At 40.9% G+C, this 14,559-nt stretch carries 15 protein-coding genes; 2 read left to right on the forward strand and 13 right to left on the reverse strand.

Going from position 1 to position 14,559, the window contains the following annotated elements; translation table 11 throughout:
• The 12 genes from pduL to ISU02_RS22810 all read right to left on the reverse strand — a co-directional run bounded on the left by pduL (position 1) and on the right by ISU02_RS22810 (position 10,284).
• Positions 1–696 (reverse strand): phosphate propanoyltransferase, encoded by a 696-nt coding sequence (gene pduL, locus ISU02_RS22755; RefSeq protein WP_194704158.1) that lies wholly within the window; start codon positions 694–696, stop codon positions 1–3.
• A 7-nt stretch (positions 697–703) separates the two neighbouring features.
• Entirely contained in the window at positions 704–976 is a 273-nt protein-coding gene (locus tag ISU02_RS22760) for a BMC domain-containing protein (protein ID WP_194704159.1), read from the reverse strand.
• Positions 977–1,018: 42 nt separating this feature from the next.
• The gene (locus tag ISU02_RS24420) at positions 1,019–1,600 is read right to left on the reverse strand and encodes a BMC domain-containing protein (protein ID WP_194704160.1); all 582 of its coding nucleotides are present in this window, start codon (positions 1,598–1,600) and stop codon (positions 1,019–1,021) included.
• On the reverse strand, positions 1,597–1,956 hold the full coding sequence (locus ISU02_RS22770) for a glycerol dehydratase reactivase beta/small subunit family protein (RefSeq protein ID WP_194704161.1): 360 nt from the start codon (positions 1,954–1,956) through the stop codon (positions 1,597–1,599). The genes ISU02_RS24420 and ISU02_RS22770 overlap by 4 nt, the downstream gene beginning before the upstream one ends.
• Before the next feature lie 4 nt (positions 1,957–1,960).
• Complete coding sequence (locus tag ISU02_RS22775) at positions 1,961–3,769, reverse strand: diol dehydratase reactivase subunit alpha (protein ID WP_194704162.1); 1,809 nt, start codon at positions 3,767–3,769, stop codon at positions 1,961–1,963.
• Between the two features lie 15 nt (positions 3,770–3,784).
• Positions 3,785–4,309, reverse strand: a complete 525-nt coding sequence (locus ISU02_RS22780) for a diol dehydratase small subunit (protein ID WP_194704163.1) — start codon at positions 4,307–4,309, stop codon at positions 3,785–3,787.
• A 14-nt stretch (positions 4,310–4,323) separates the two neighbouring features.
• Positions 4,324–4,977, reverse strand: a complete 654-nt coding sequence (locus ISU02_RS22785; protein WP_194704164.1) for a propanediol/glycerol family dehydratase medium subunit — start codon at positions 4,975–4,977, stop codon at positions 4,324–4,326.
• A 12-nt stretch (positions 4,978–4,989) separates the two neighbouring features.
• Entirely contained in the window at positions 4,990–6,654 is a 1,665-nt protein-coding gene (locus ISU02_RS22790; protein WP_194704165.1) for a propanediol/glycerol family dehydratase large subunit, read from the reverse strand.
• 17 nt (positions 6,655–6,671) lie between these two features.
• Positions 6,672–7,469: a propanediol utilization microcompartment protein PduB gene (gene pduB, locus ISU02_RS22795; protein ID WP_194704166.1), complete on the reverse strand. Its 798-nt coding sequence runs from the start codon at positions 7,467–7,469 to the stop codon at positions 6,672–6,674.
• Positions 7,470–7,486: 17 nt separating this feature from the next.
• Positions 7,487–7,765, reverse strand: a complete 279-nt coding sequence (gene pduA / locus ISU02_RS22800; RefSeq protein ID WP_194704167.1) for a propanediol utilization microcompartment protein PduA — start codon at positions 7,763–7,765, stop codon at positions 7,487–7,489.
• Between the two features lie 250 nt (positions 7,766–8,015).
• Positions 8,016–9,086 carry a response regulator transcription factor gene (locus tag ISU02_RS22805; protein WP_194704168.1) on the reverse strand — a complete coding sequence of 357 codons (1,071 nt, stop codon included), beginning with the start codon at positions 9,084–9,086 and terminating at the stop codon, positions 8,016–8,018.
• Positions 9,079–10,284, reverse strand: coding sequence for a sensor histidine kinase (locus tag ISU02_RS22810; RefSeq protein WP_194704169.1), 1,206 nt, complete (start codon positions 10,282–10,284; stop codon positions 9,079–9,081). Before ISU02_RS22810 ends, ISU02_RS22805 begins: the two co-directional genes overlap by 8 nt.
• A gap of 508 nt (positions 10,285–10,792) precedes the next feature.
• Between ISU02_RS22810 and ISU02_RS22815 the strand changes: the two genes are divergently transcribed.
• Positions 10,793–11,923, forward strand: coding sequence for an iron-containing alcohol dehydrogenase (locus tag ISU02_RS22815; protein WP_194704170.1), 1,131 nt, complete (start codon positions 10,793–10,795; stop codon positions 11,921–11,923).
• A 206-nt stretch (positions 11,924–12,129) separates the two neighbouring features.
• Here ISU02_RS22815 and ISU02_RS22820 read toward each other — a convergent pair whose 3' ends face one another.
• Positions 12,130–12,687, reverse strand: coding sequence for a hypothetical protein (locus ISU02_RS22820; RefSeq protein ID WP_194704171.1), 558 nt, complete (start codon positions 12,685–12,687; stop codon positions 12,130–12,132).
• Positions 12,688–12,889: 202 nt separating this feature from the next.
• On the opposite strand from ISU02_RS22820, the gene ISU02_RS22825 reads away from it, so the two are divergent.
• On the forward strand, positions 12,890–14,398 hold the full coding sequence (locus ISU02_RS22825; RefSeq protein ID WP_194704172.1) for a DUF1846 domain-containing protein: 1,509 nt from the start codon (positions 12,890–12,892) through the stop codon (positions 14,396–14,398).
• The last annotated feature ends 161 nt before the right edge of the window (positions 14,399–14,559 follow it).

The raw sequence follows: 14,559 nt of genomic DNA on the forward strand, positions 1-14,559 counted from the left end.
TTACCTTATGATCTTCAAGTAATCTCCGTTTTTAATTCCTGCTGCATTGGCTTCTTCAACATCTAGGTGAAGTTCGAGTTCATATTGATCGGATACTCTCACCATGACATTTTTAAAGAGCATGCTCCGGATGCCTTCTGACGCCACATGGACGATCTGGCCATCTACGTAATTCTGTTGGTCAGCGTAAGCTTGCGGCATATGAATATGTCTAAACGCTGCAATTACGCCTTTATCTATAGTCGTCTCACCACAAGGTCCAATTATACTAACGCCAGCAGAGCCCTCGATCTTCCCCGATTCCCTCACTTCAATTTTTATGCCCAACACAAAACTGTCTGCTATGGAAAGCTCCACTTGTGTTTCACGTCTAAACGGTCCCAAAATACGCACATTTCTGAGTTCGCCTTTTGGGCCCTTCAAAACAACGGTTTCTTGAGAAGCATATTGCCCGGGTTGTTTAAGAGCTTTCATAAAAGTCAGGGATTTACCCTTTCCAAATAAAACTTCAAAATCGGATTGTGATAGGTGAACATGTCTATTGGACACGCCCACCGGTACCACACCTAATTTCTTTATAATTTCATCTTGAATAACACCATAAAGTTGTTCTTTGCCAATTTTTTCTTTGTTAAATTTTTCTTTGTCGAATGACTCTTTATAGAATTGCTCTTTATCGAGTTCTTCTTTCACCATGATCACCTTACTTTTTTGGAATTAAAGCTTCTGTATCTGCATGCGGTCTTGGAATCACGTGAGTTGATACGATTTCACCCACTCTTGAAGCTGCTGCTGAACCCGCTTCAACTGCTGCTTTAACTGCACCTACATCGCCTCTTACCATAACAGATACAAGGCCTGAACCGATTTTCTCGTATCCCACAAGTTCAACATTTGCCGCCTTTGTCATGGCATCAGCCGCTTCTATTGCGCCTACCAAGCCTTTCGTCTCTATCATACCTAGTGCATTTCCCATTTTTTATATTTCCTTTCTATGATCTACTAACAAATGATACGCTTATCTGCCATGATCAAAATAATGAATACAAAATCGCCTTTGCTCTCCCTTTTTACGCGTACAGTTGGGATCATGACAAAGATTGCATACCGCTTTATCTTGCCGTTCTGCTTTTGACAAAGTGATATCTTGTGCGGCCTCTATTTCAGATTCAATTTTGATTTCATTTTCAGATTCAGCATCAGTTTTAGTTTTGATTCCAGTATCCAATTCATCTTTAGACTCAACTTCGGTTTCAGCATCCGCTTCATCTTCAGATCCAGCTTCGATTTCAACATCTGTTTTATTTTCAGCACAACCTACTGTATCCCTATTGCCGATAAACATTTCCAAACCCTCATTAGGCCTTGGAATCACACTGAAACTAAAGACTTTGTTCACCAGTGATGCAGAGGATCGTGCAGATTCTATTCCCGCTTTCACAGCACCCACATCACCTTCGAATTTAACTGTGGCCATGCCATCGCCCTTTGTAAGCTCATATCCAATCAATCTGACATTGGCAGATTTTACAGCGGTATCTGCAGCTTCAATGGCAGCAGCAAGACCAACAGTCTCAATAATTCCTAAAGCATTTTTCACTGATTTTCCATCCTTTCTTCATAATCTTTAAAAGGAATGCCTTTGATCAGTCTTGCTGCATTTGATCCATATGAACGCCCGTTGATATGAGCCATATTCTCACCGAACAAAACCATCCCGTCAGGCAATTTAGTTTGATGAATGCCCAAATCTCCAGCGGTGTTCACACCTATTCCCACATCTAAATCCGATTCAAATGATGCACGCGTTGCCAAGGTATAGACATCTTCTGAAGGCATTGCCTGTATTTCATAGGGTAACCCTTCCTCTTCAATGCCCAAGCAAAGCGACGTGATCAAATCTCTATTCTGTAAATGCTCTGAATAACAGATCACAATTGCAATATTTCGTTCCATATGATCACTCCATTAACACAAGTCCTGTGGCAACTGCATTTCTTGGTCCTTCTGAACCTCTAATGTTGCCTCTACCTGCTACAACACCGTATTTGGACAATGCATCTGTCACCAGTTGAGGAATTTCAAAATCAAGAGCAGAGCCACCCACGAGAACTACATGTTCTATATCCTTGATGTTTCCAGTAATACTCACTTGCTTAAGCGCTCTAAGCGCATTGACCACAAAGACTTTCTCTTTGGCTTTTTGCCTGATATGTTTTACTTTTTCTATGGAGAGTTGACCATAGACCGGTACGAGTTCATCTTCTTTCACAACTAGCACTCTGGAAAAGAGTTTGGCATCTAGGGGTTCTTTGAAAAACTCCACACTGCCATCTTCATGTCTAATATGGAACAGACTTTCCGCTTTTGCCAGTGGGTATTTCTTCAAATCTTCAGCAAGCAACATATTTTCAAGACCGAGTTCCGTGTCTATAAGCATGGTCACCATGTTGCCTGCACCTGCCAGATGCACTAATTTTACTTCACCTCTTGCATTCATAATAGAGGCATCCGTTGAACCAGCACCCATATCCAGTATGGCAAGTGGTTTGGCAGTACCCGGTGTCGTCAAAGCACCTTTAATAGCCATATCTGCCTCGACCCCGCCCACTTCTACCTTTACCTTTAATTGTCTCTCGAGTTCATTTGCAATGAGTTGCATTTGAAGCCGGTCTGCTTTGACCATGGCTGCAACCCCCACTGCATTTTCCATAGCGGATTCACCTGCAAGACCACCGACCACCGTTTGTGGACAAATGGTATCCACCGCAAGCAAATCTTGGATCGTGACTTCGTTATGCTTTTGATCTGTTAAGGTCGCCATAACATGTCTCACACGCTCTAGCATGGCACCGGCATTCGTCCCAGCTTCTCCCTTGATATTGGTCACAGGGGCACAGGTCCCTAAATATTCCATGAGGCATTCAGCACCCATGTCCACATCTACCTCACGTGTGATCTTATCCCCTATAATTGTGATCTTGCCTGCTGGAATGCGCTTCGCTTTCACGTCTCCCTTTGGGGTTTTAATCACAACAGCTGATCGATTTCCAATCAAAGCTCTGGCAATGGGGACAATGGATTTGGTTTCTTCACTGCTCAATTGAAAAACAGTGGCGATGCCATACGGATTAGAGAGTTCTTCCACCACGTGACCAATATGTGCCACTTCAACAGCAGTCAACATATGTTTTGGAATTTTATCAAATAGCCTCACCTCATCCACAACTGGAATCATTCGATCCAATCGGTTGACGATCAACACGCCATCGTCACGCTCTGCAATGGCAGCTGTGATGTCTACACCACGTTTGACTGCTCTGTTGATGAGCGTTGCAGCCGCTTCAAAATTGAATTGCTTGGATATAAGTGCCACCACTTTTTCCCCTGAATTGAGATGACCGACCTCCTCTATGGGATAGGAAATACCAACGCCAATGCCCATACCACCGGGTGTTTCAGGATTATGTCCAATCATGGTGGATTCTGTGATAATGGTTTCCGTTATGGTTTCCATTGCCACATCTCCAATAACCGGCGCGGCTTCATTAATTCTTATAAGATCCAATGACTCTATCGTTAGATTCGCCTTTTGTGTGGCCATATTGAGTGCACTGAAAACACCCGGTATATTGTCGCGTGTCCCTTTTATGCCAGTGGTCTTTACAATGCTACTGGATAAAAAGTGTACTTTCCCATCAGAATCATAGCGTCCCAAAGCGACCTCTGTTGTGGCATTTCCAATATCAACACCAGCAATTAGTTTCATTTTAACGCCACCTATCTATTCTTTTAGTCTGCCTCTTCTCTCATAAACGTCAGCTGCTTCTCTTACATGGTTGGAGTTAATCTTGCATCCATATTTATTTTCAAGTTCGTCTGCAATGGCCAAAAGTTCTGCTTTTGTTGAACGGTAAGGTCTAAGCGCATTGTAAATTTCCAAAATGCGATCATCAGGAACACTTATGAGTTCAGCTGCTCTTCTCAAATTCATTGCAAATGCATTTCTACCCACAGATTCAGCAATTTGCGCCTGATATTCAAGCGTCTCAGGGGCAATTTTTACATCTTCCGCTGTGATGTTGCCACTCATAATGTTTTCTATTGTAATATCCGAAAGTGATTTGCCAGTAGGGGTTTTGATCTCATTTACTCTGGTCTCACTCAGTGGATAATCCTTACGTGTCATTTTATCTGAACTGCATTCTGAACCACATGAAGCCTTACTTTGTGTCGTTTTTCCAGTGGATGTTTGCATCGACTGCATCACTTCTTTGATTACTTTTTCAAGTACTGCATTATCAACCATTTTTGCCTCCTGATTTATTTGAATTCTACATTCAAGTTTTGTGATTTAGCGCCCTGTACCACATATTCTGTTTCTTTGATGTGAAGGAGTGCCGCAATTGCCTGATACTTTGGCCTTGCCATCTGATCGTTCATTGTTGGCACTGGATTAGGAGATTCTCCTTTTGCATAGCGTGCAGCGTTTCTGCCAATCGCTCTATAAATCTCTAAATCGATAAGGGGGGCTTGAGGGAACAACTCTACATTGCTGAGGGGGAATAAATCCTTTTGATGGATCACAGTAGTCCCTTTGGATTGAATGCCAATGCCAATACCTGAACCACTCAGTGTTGCCGCATGATGTGCCATGAAAGACACGTCTGATGTTTTAAGCACTCTGATCACTCTGGCTTTTAAGCCCTCTTCTTCAATCCCTGCCATGAGTTCTCTTAAAACATCTGCATGAGGAATCTTACAAATCGTCTTTGTTTGATGAATCCCAAACGCTGGTGCAATACCGATGACCACTTCATCTTTCCGCTTACCCACTTCTGCTTCTCCAATAGGGGTCAGCGAAAGACCATTTATTTCTTCAGCAGTGCAACATTTGCCGCTTTCTGCATTTTCTTTACTTAAATTTAAAATCACTTCTTCTATAATACTTCTAATCACATTTTCATTGATTTGCATAACCAGTTCCCCCTATTCAAAGTCTGAGGCATCAAGTGCATTCGGTATCGATTTAACTTCATTCCATCTCTCTTCAGACATCTGATAACCGGTGCCAGGCCCCATGTAATCGTTCGTATCATTTACCGCACTAATAACATGGAAGTTTGAGTCAATAATTGCAGATGTATGCAAGTGATCACCTGAAACTCTGAGTTTCATCATACCAAGCAAACTGTCAGCAACATCATCATAACCAGCTTTTTTAACCGCTTTAACCACATCTACACCTGTAATCCCACGTTTCATCATGTTTTCGGCCGATTTTAAATCCTCAACAACATTGCGTTCAGGCATATCTTTTGAACCATGCGCATAAGTTGCAGCTTCCACTTCTTCATCTGTAATTTCGGTTAATTCAAGTGCTCTGAACACGCCTTGGATTACTTTTGCTGCCTTATTTCTAATCTTGACGACCTCTTCTTCTCTAACCGGTTTTAAGCCACCATCGACTTTCAAGTCTCTCTGAAGAATGTTGTAATCGTCATAATCTTCAGCATCAAAGTTTGAACCTGCGAACATATTGTCGTAGTTAGGCGTTGCACTGTATCCAGAGAAGATAAAGTCCGTTCCCGGAATCATCTGCATAAGGGTTCTCGCCGTTCTTCTCATATCTGAATGCGAGAACGTCTGATCGTTGCCAGATGCCACTTCAAGATCCAGCATAGAAGTGATGACGTTTTCACCGAGGACTGCCCGAATACCAGAAGGCACTGCACCTGGTACGCCGATACAAGAGATGGAACCATTTTGAAGGCCTTGTACACCAGCTCCTTTAGTAATATAGATACATCTTGCTTCCAAATAGAGCATAGAGCGCTTCTCAGCATTACCCATGAGCACTTCTGAACCCGTACCAGAGGTATATCTCATTTTAAGACCTCTAGAGGCATAAGCAGATGCTAAGAATGCTTTGGACCAAGGGGTATCGTCGCCATCGACGAAGACTTGCTCAGTACCATAAACCGATACAGTCTCTGCATAGGCTGTTAATCCTCTCATGCCAAGAACGAGCTCGGTAGCTTCTTCAACGGCACATTGCGTCAAAATCCCCGGACGTCCAACTTGAGAACCTACAAGTAAAGCCAGTGCATTAAAAGGTGCATATCTCACGATCCCCACAGTGGTCTCTTGTTCATCAAAGCCTCTCAGCGAAGACTCAGCCGCATCAGCAGCAATTTGAACGGGGTTATCTCTAAGATTAGTGACGTGACATTGATTGGAAGGTGTCTTTCTCGCTCTCATCTTCGTAAGTGCCATCATCATTTCAAGGACATTCATTTGACCGATGACTTCAACCACTTTTGCAGGTGTCATTGAAGTTGTAAGTTTTACGAGATCTTCTCTAGGTACATTGATATCTACAAGCATTTGAGCTAATTTTTTGGAATCCATTGCCATAACTTTTTCTGCATTTTTGAGATCAATTGCATAATCTGCAATAAACTGATCGATCATGTCAAAATCTGCTCTTGCTCGGCCATCGAGTTCCACCACAACGCCATCGACTACTTTGATGCTTGGTTTTGGATCATACGGTGAGTTCATGGCGATCAAACCCACTTCAGGCCATTCCTTTACAAATCCGTCTTTGTTGACCGGTTTATTTGATAAAACTTCAAATCGTTTTGATTTCATGTTGTGCCTCCTTCAGCCTAGATATATGGTGTTGTTGAAGATGGTGCTTTTTCATTGCCCAAAGTTTCAAGTAATGAAACGCCAACTTCTTTTGCTGCAAGAACAGCCTGTCTAACGGCACCTGAATCACCGCTGATGAGTAAAATGGATTCATTACTATATGAAGTCGTGCTTGGTGAAGAGTAACCGATAATTTCTACATTTGCCGCTTTCACAGCCGTATCTGCACATAAGACGCCGATAGCTGCTGGCGCACCCACGATAACGCCGAATGATTTGCCAACAGGTGCCCCGAAAGCAACATTACAAGCATGGGATGCCCTTGCTGTGTACTGAAGTTCAATATGGCCTGCACTGTTGCCATAGACGTCGCCAAAAGTGCGATCTAATTCTTTAAGGCAAACTTCAACAGCTCTTTTTGCATCAGAGACATCTTCCGCACCAAAGAGGATTAAACAACCGTGACCTGCGCCACCTTTTGTATCTCTTGGAAGTTCAATTGAAATAATTTCTGTATTGGTTGCTTTTACAGCTTCATCTGCCGCCATAATGTGAGGACCAGCTCCAGTACGTGCTCCAATGATGCCAATAGATCTATATTTAGGATCAAGTTTCATAAATTCATGTAACCCTCTATCTACGTTTGCAATTACAAGTCCAACTGTATCCCCAATGGCAGTGCCCACGAACTCAGTTAAGTTGTTGCCCTTGAAGCAAACACTTGATTCCAATTCTTTCTTTTCAGCTTCTGGTTGGCTGTCGCCAATTTTCTTCATAACTTCAGACATTACTTTTTCAATTAATTGTTCTGACATTTTGTCCCCTCCAATTCTTATTCATGTGATGGCAATATTTTTTCCACATCTGTATGTGGTCTAGGAATAACATGTGCTGAAATAACTTGTCCTACTTTTTGTGCTGCTGCTGCGCCTGCATCTGTAGCGGCTTTAACAGCACCAACATCCCCTCTTACCATTACTGTTACAAGTCCTGAACCAATTTTTTCATAACCTACTAGTTGAACATTTGCTGATTTAACCATTGCATCAGCCGCTTCTATAGCGCCAACTAGACCTTTAGTTTCAATCATACCTAAGGCTTCTTTAGACATCGCATTTCCTCCTTAATCGTTTTTGGGATACTCTCATCATAAAAAAAAACAGCCCGAAGGCTGTAATAGTATTCTTTCAAATTCATATACTTTTTTGTGTTCTTCATTAGATGAAGGCTACTTTTTTATGCTGCTCTGATAAATTTATGTGCACATAAATTTTATATGATGATCTTTCAAACCTTCCACTCACTACCTTTTGTGCGCCTATTGTGCACCTTCTGAACATCTATTGTGCACTTCCCAAGTGTCAGATGAGCCATTTGGAATTGGAGATGCTATGATTTTTTACAAGTAGCGGACTCGCCTCTGCCTGTTTCATATGCTGTGCCTTGCGGTATTCATTTGGGGATTGTCCCACCTGTTTTTTGAAGACCTTGCTGAAATAATTGGCTTCATTGAACCCTAAATCAAAGGCAATGCTGATAATAGGGGCATCTGATTGTGACAGTTTTTCACATGCAATCTCAATCTTACGTCTTGTGACATAGTGAATGAAGTTCTCCCCCACTTCGCTTTTAAAGAGCTTGCTGAAGTAGTGAGAGCTGATGTTCATGTACTCTGCCACGCTTTCAAGCGAAAAATCCTTCGTCATATAGAATTCGATGTAATTCAGTGCGTATTCAATTTCACGGTCATAGGGGCTGAGTTTTCTCTGAATCATCTTTTCAAAAATTTTATCCAGTATAAGTTCAATAAAATCAAAACTTTCCTTAAGTCTTAATTTTTTTTGAGACAAATTTTTGAGCTCTGCCGCACTTTTTTTGTCCAGCATGATTTCGAAGCACTCAGCTGCCTCTAGAAGCGTCGTCAAGATACCTTTGATCACTTCAACTTCGTTATCTTTTGCATAGGCACTTCCAAAAAGTGCCATCAGATGTTCACGAGTAACTTTAACCTGCCCTTTAAAGAGCGCCCTTTTAAAGAGTTGAAGATGATCTTTGGGGACAATGATCTCATGAGGCTTTATATACTTGAATGTCTCTGCCACTTTTTCTGGTCTTGAGGGTTTGAGCAAGTAATCATTTGCATCGACTTTTATAGCTTCACGTGCATATTCAAAATCTGCAAAGGCTGTCAGTATGACGATGGCCACGGTTTTATTGTGTATTCTAATATGTCGACAAGCTTCAATACCGTCCATCTTGGGCATTTTGATGTCCATAAAGATGAGATCTATTTTTTCTGAATCCATAATTTTTAAAGCGTCCAAACCATTTTCTGCCTCATATATCTTCAGGGGTTCAGGCATTTCATTTAAAATAATCTTGAGTGACTGACGCTCAAAATATTCATCATCTACGATTAAAATCTTATGCATAGCTCTGTTCCTTTGGTATTTTCACGGTTATTTTCGTACCCATATTTAATCTGCTTTCAATTTGCAATCTGTATTGTTCTCCAAATCTGTGGATCAAGCGCTTTTCCAGAGTGATCAAACCCGTTCCAGTGGATTTATTCGTCTTAGATTTGTAATTGCCCTCTTGAATGGCCTTTATCGTTTCTTTTGGAATGCCTCTGCCATTATCCTCTACTATAATATAAGCGTTTTGTTGATCTTCTTTAGAGTACACATTTAATTTGCCACACGCATCCATTTCAAAGAGGCCATGATCTATGGCATTGGCCACTAGAGGCTGAATAATCATAAAAGGGACTTTTAGGTCATTCAATGCGGCATCAATCCTAATTTGGATATCTATTTTATTGCCCAGTCTCACATTTTGAATCTGCAAGTACTTGTCATTATAGTCAATCTCCTCTGCCAGAGTAACCATATAGTGCATTTTATTTTGAATTGTATACCTGAGCATATCGGATAGAGAATAGATCATATCAGATGTGTTCTTTGCCTTTTCAATCATGGCCAAACTATTGATGGTGTTGAGTACATTGAATAAAAAATGAGGATTGACTTGAGACTGAAGTAACTGCAACTCCGATTCTCTCAAATTCTTTTCAAGTGTGACACGCATGGCCATTTCACCGATCAATTTATTGTTTTTTTCGTTGAGCTCTTCTTGAATCCTCTGATTAAAAGCCTGTTCAACAATATAATTTGCCATGATATACATCAGCTTTGCGGCACTTTCCACTTCTTGGACTGTAACGGCTTCAATTTCATCATAGAATTGTCTTAACTCAGTATCTGTTAACCGCTCATCAACAATGCTCTGGTCATAGGGAATCGCATTGGCGTACTCGCCATCTTTCACCTTGACTTGACCACCAAGTATCGATCCCAAATACTGCCCTTCAAATAAGAGTGGCACAGCAAAGTCCACAAGACCTGTATGACATTTATATATAAAAGGTTTTTGGCTTCTGGCAGCTTCAACACCACCATGTGCATCAGACTTATAACAAATGCGCTTACATTGATCATTTTCTCTAAACTTCTGACAGAATTTAGTGAAATTACTGTGCTGAGTAATCGGCTCCCCTTTGAAATCCACAGTGATGACAGCCATTTTGGTCACATCTGAAAAATTGTCCTGAATGTCTTGCAACAAAGCCATATCGACAATATCCTTTATTCCTACCCTTCTTAAAATGGTACTCCCTCCCCTCAAGACGATAACATATCACTTAATTGACATTAAATAAATATAGGATAATCATCCTAATTGTATCATTTAGGATACAATTGATAATCATTTTTGGTTCAATTGAGTATTTTTTTATCACGCTATCACAATATTTTACCCTCTCCCAAAATCTCCATCAGGTAAAATATTGACCTTTTTGTATAACAAATTGTGATTGGCTTGATATTTGCTTAAGATTCCTATAGGCTTATTCAGTACTAAATGTATTTTGTCTTTATTCAACATTTGATTTTGATGAAAAAACCTCTGTGAATCCACCCTTGTGACCTAATGTCACGGATTACAGGAGGCTATTTTAAACCGATCCATTCCACACGCTTCTATACTTTAAGTTGATAGCAATAGTTGATAACAATAGATGAATCATATCCCTGTAGATCAGCAAAATGTTGAGCAGATTATTTATTAAGGAGTTACCATGAAAAAAATTATGAACCCAACTCAAATTATATACGACACCAGTGCCGTTGACTATATTGCTTCATTAAAGCCAAAAAATGTCTGTATTACCACCGATCCCATTATGCTCAAATTAGGCATACTAGATCCCATTCGAGATTATCTGAAGGCCCAAAAAATCGCATACGAAATTTTTTCAGATGTTCAGCCCGATCCCAGTGAAGCACTTGTTCAAAAGGGCCTCATGCACATTATTGAAACCAAACCGGATTTAATCATTGCACTGGGCGGCGGATCTGCCATTGACCTCGCCAAGGCCATCGTGTTTTACTGCATCAAAATCAAAGAAAAGCTCATGCAGTCTGAATACATTCACAAACCGCTTTTCGTGGCGATTCCCACCACAAGTGGCACGGGTTCAGAGGTGACCAATTATGCTGTGATCACTTCATCTGACGGGAAAAAACAAGTGATTCAATCTGAACTCATACAACCCGATGTGGCAATTTTAGATGCCAGCTTAACATTAAGCGCCCCTGACAATTTGACAGCAGAAACGGGATTTGACGCGTTGACACATGCACTTGAAGCCATTGTATCTTTAGAAAGCAACCCCTTCAGTGAAGCATATGCGCTTAAAGCCATTGAACTGATCTTCGAAAATTTGATCCCTGCGTATCAAACCTGTACCCATTTGGAAAGCAAAAAAAATATGCAATTGGCCTCCACTATGGCTGGCATGGCATTTAATCAATCAGGGCTCGGATTGTGCCACAGTATTGCACACAGTATCGGCGCAACCTGCCATCTCTCTCATGGCTTATCCAATGCCTTGGTACTCCCAGAAGTTATGAAATTCAATAGTCGTAACCACCAGGTTAGAGATCAGTACAACATGGTCTCTCAATATCTGGGGTTGGTCTTAGACAGTCCTGATATGAATGTCAAAGCACTCATTGAATCCATCCGTATCATCAAACAAAGATTGAATTTACCCACACACCTGCATGAACTCAATATACCAATGGATGTCATTCTCAGCAACATGCCCAAGATCATTACAGAGGTTAAACAGGACTTTTGTTCTGAAAGCAATCCTATAAATTTCACAGACGAGGATATTCGCGGCATCATCATGACCATATGCTAGTCCACGACTTTACACCATCCTCTCAATACAAAATAGGCGCCATACAAGCAACACCTTTTGTTGTTTGTACAGCGCCTTTTAAGTGCTATTATCTTTTACCTTAATTTCATTTACGCTTGCAATCACTTTTTTGTAATCATTTTTTTGTAATTACCTTCTGCAAGCGCTCTTCTTAAGCCAGTTTTGACCTGTATTGTAATCGCTTCTTATTGCACATTGCCTTCTAAAAGCATCTTCCCAATGAATTCACATCCCAAGTGATAAGAAGAGCCATCATCCATTGTGGCAACAATGTACTTTTCTTCACCGTAGCTTGAAATAAAGACGGTTTTCCCATCTTCAAGCTCTATCGTCATTGACATTCCAGTGATCATTTCAATATGAGCAGTATCCATGATAAAGCTTTCATTGTAGGCCTTTTTAATCTCTTGAATTTCTTCTGCTGTAAAAGTTCGATCTACCACATTGCCTTCAATATCTCTTAGAGTGATGGATTTAATATCGCCTATGGCTTTGGCCTCTTGCATTGCTTTTGCCGCCTCCTCACTCATCTTAGGGCTTGTCCCAGATGCAAGATTGGATGAATCTGTTCCAGATTCATTTAAAGTTTCATCACCAGATTCGCTTGCTGATTGAGATACAGGCGAGTTTGGTGCGCCTGCATTTGACCCTAAATCTGAATCTTCAACTTTTTGAGCACAACCGGTTAAACCCATGAGGCTAACACTTATAATTACACATCCGATTAATAAACTTTTTTTCATAATTTACTCCTTTATTCTCGCTAAAATTTAAATGTCTATACACAGTAAGACGACATAAAGTTCAAAAGAGTTCCCTTTTAGGACCTTTTTTTTGCCAGCTTTTTTTATTTTATTTTCTTATTTCATTTTTCTAAATTGGTTAAATAGCATAGACAACAGAACCTTTTTCATGTTAGATTAGAGAAAACCCATGGAGGATTCAATGAAAAAAGGATTTGATTCAGAAAAGTATCTCGAGGAACAATCTAAATTTATTCTCGAGCGTGTCAATAATTTCGATAAGCTCTACCTAGAATTTGGCGGTAAACTCATCTATGATATGCATGCCAAACGCGTACTACCTGGTTTTGATGAAAATGTCAAAATTAAATTACTACAAAAATTAAAAGACAAACTTGAAGTCATTATTTGCTTTTATGCAGGAGATATCGAGCGCAACAAAATTCGCGGCGATTTTGGCATCTCTTATGATATGGATGTCTTAAAACTGATAGATGATCTCAGAGGCAACGGCCTTGAAATCAACAGCGTGGTGATTACACGTTACGAAAATCAACCTGCTGCAACAGTCTTTATCAATAAGCTGGACCAAATGGGTATCAAAGTATACAAACACAGCCCCACAAAAGGCTACCCTACTGAAGTGGATACCATTGTCAGCGATGAAGGCTACGGCCAAAACCCTTACATTGAAACCACCAAACCCATTGTGGTGGTCACAGCGCCAGGGCCGGGTAGCGGTAAGCTCGCAACTTGCTTAAGTCAACTTTATCATGAAAATAAGCAGGGGCGTAAAGCAGGTTACTCTAAGTTTGAGACCTTTCCAGTGTGGAATATGCCTCTAAAACACCCGCTCAACATTGCTTATGAAGCTGCTACTGTGGATTTAAAAGATGTGAACATGGTGGACCCTTTCCACTTAGAAACTTATGGTGAAATTACTGTCAACTACAATAGAGACGTTGAAACCTTCCCCGTTTTAAAACGCATTATTGAAAAAATCACCGGCACGGAATCCATGTATCAATCGCCCACTGACATGGGGGTAAACCGGATTGCCTTTGGCATCACTGATGATGAAGTCATCAAAGAGGCTTCACGTCAAGAAATTATTCGCCGCTACTTTAAAACCGGTTGCGAATACAAAAAAGGTCTCTGTGATTTAGACACTTATAATCACGCTAAGATGATCATGGAAGAACTTGAGTTAAAGCCCAACCACCGAATTGTCGTCGATCCAGCCAGAGCATATTCCAAATCATTGTCTGAAAAATATGGTCTTGACACAGCTGTGCCGACCATGGCATTGGCTCTTCATAACGGCGATATCGTCACGGGTAAGAACAATCAAGTGATGGATGCCGCAGCAGCTTGTATTCTCAACGCACTAAAAAAATACACTGGCATATCGGATGAGATGCATCTCCTATCCCCTGCCATACTCAATCCAATCATCAAACTCAAAACGGAATCGTTAGGCGACAAGACTGCCCTTTTGGATTTAGAAGAAGTCTTAATTGCACTCTCAATCAGCGCCGCTTTCAATCCAATTGCTCAAGTTGCCTTGGACGCACTTGAAAGCATTCGAGAATGCCAAGCACATACAACCGTCATCATGCATAGTAACAATGAAGCCACCCTTAGAAATCTCGGCATTGACTTCACAAGCGATCCGCAGTTTTCATCCACGAGCTTATTCTATGGCAACTGATGAATCCCTCTGTGAACAGCATCTAAATAGAGTCCGAGTAAATAGAGTAGAAAGATAACTGCAAGAATTATCTCCCTCTCATTGAACCGTACGTACGGGTCTCGTATACGGCTCTACAACTTATATTCCAACTTATCTTAGATAATAATTTAAAGGATTGA

Origin of the sequence: Fusibacter ferrireducens (assembly GCF_015352425.1) — a bacterium.
Lineage (GTDB): Bacteria > Bacillota > Clostridia > Peptostreptococcales > Acidaminobacteraceae > Fusibacter_A > Fusibacter_A ferrireducens.

Bases quoted from the DNA above. Each gene is read 5' to 3' on its own strand.
- pduL (WP_194704158.1), bottom strand. From the start codon at position 696: ATGGTGAAAGAAGAACTCGATAAAGAGCAATTCTATAAAGAGTCATTC.
- pduB (WP_194704166.1), bottom strand. From the start codon at position 7,469: ATGTCAGAACAATTAATTGAAAAAGTAATGTCTGAAGTTATGAAGAAA.
- ISU02_RS22785 (WP_194704164.1), bottom strand. From the start codon at position 4,977: ATGCAAATCAATGAAAATGTGATTAGAAGTATTATAGAAGAAGTGATT.
- ISU02_RS22775 (WP_194704162.1), bottom strand. From the start codon at position 3,769: ATGAAACTAATTGCTGGTGTTGATATTGGAAATGCCACAACAGAGGTC.
- ISU02_RS22825 (WP_194704172.1), top strand. From the start codon at position 12,890: ATGAAAAAAGGATTTGATTCAGAAAAGTATCTCGAGGAACAATCTAAA.
- ISU02_RS22805 (WP_194704168.1), bottom strand. From the start codon at position 9,086: ATGCATAAGATTTTAATCGTAGATGATGAATATTTTGAGCGTCAGTCA.
- ISU02_RS22760 (WP_194704159.1), bottom strand. From the start codon at position 976: ATGGGAAATGCACTAGGTATGATAGAGACGAAAGGCTTGGTAGGCGCA.
- ISU02_RS22810 (WP_194704169.1), bottom strand. From the start codon at position 10,284: ATGGCTTTGTTGCAAGACATTCAGGACAATTTTTCAGATGTGACCAAA.
- pduA (WP_194704167.1), bottom strand. From the start codon at position 7,765: ATGTCTAAAGAAGCCTTAGGTATGATTGAAACTAAAGGTCTAGTTGGC.
- ISU02_RS22790 (WP_194704165.1), bottom strand. From the start codon at position 6,654: ATGAAATCAAAACGATTTGAAGTTTTATCAAATAAACCGGTCAACAAA.
- ISU02_RS22815 (WP_194704170.1), top strand. From the start codon at position 10,793: ATGAAAAAAATTATGAACCCAACTCAAATTATATACGACACCAGTGCC.
- ISU02_RS22770 (WP_194704161.1), bottom strand. From the start codon at position 1,956: ATGGAACGAAATATTGCAATTGTGATCTGTTATTCAGAGCATTTACAG.
- ISU02_RS22820 (WP_194704171.1), bottom strand. From the start codon at position 12,687: ATGAAAAAAAGTTTATTAATCGGATGTGTAATTATAAGTGTTAGCCTC.
- ISU02_RS22780 (WP_194704163.1), bottom strand. From the start codon at position 4,309: ATGGTTGATAATGCAGTACTTGAAAAAGTAATCAAAGAAGTGATGCAG.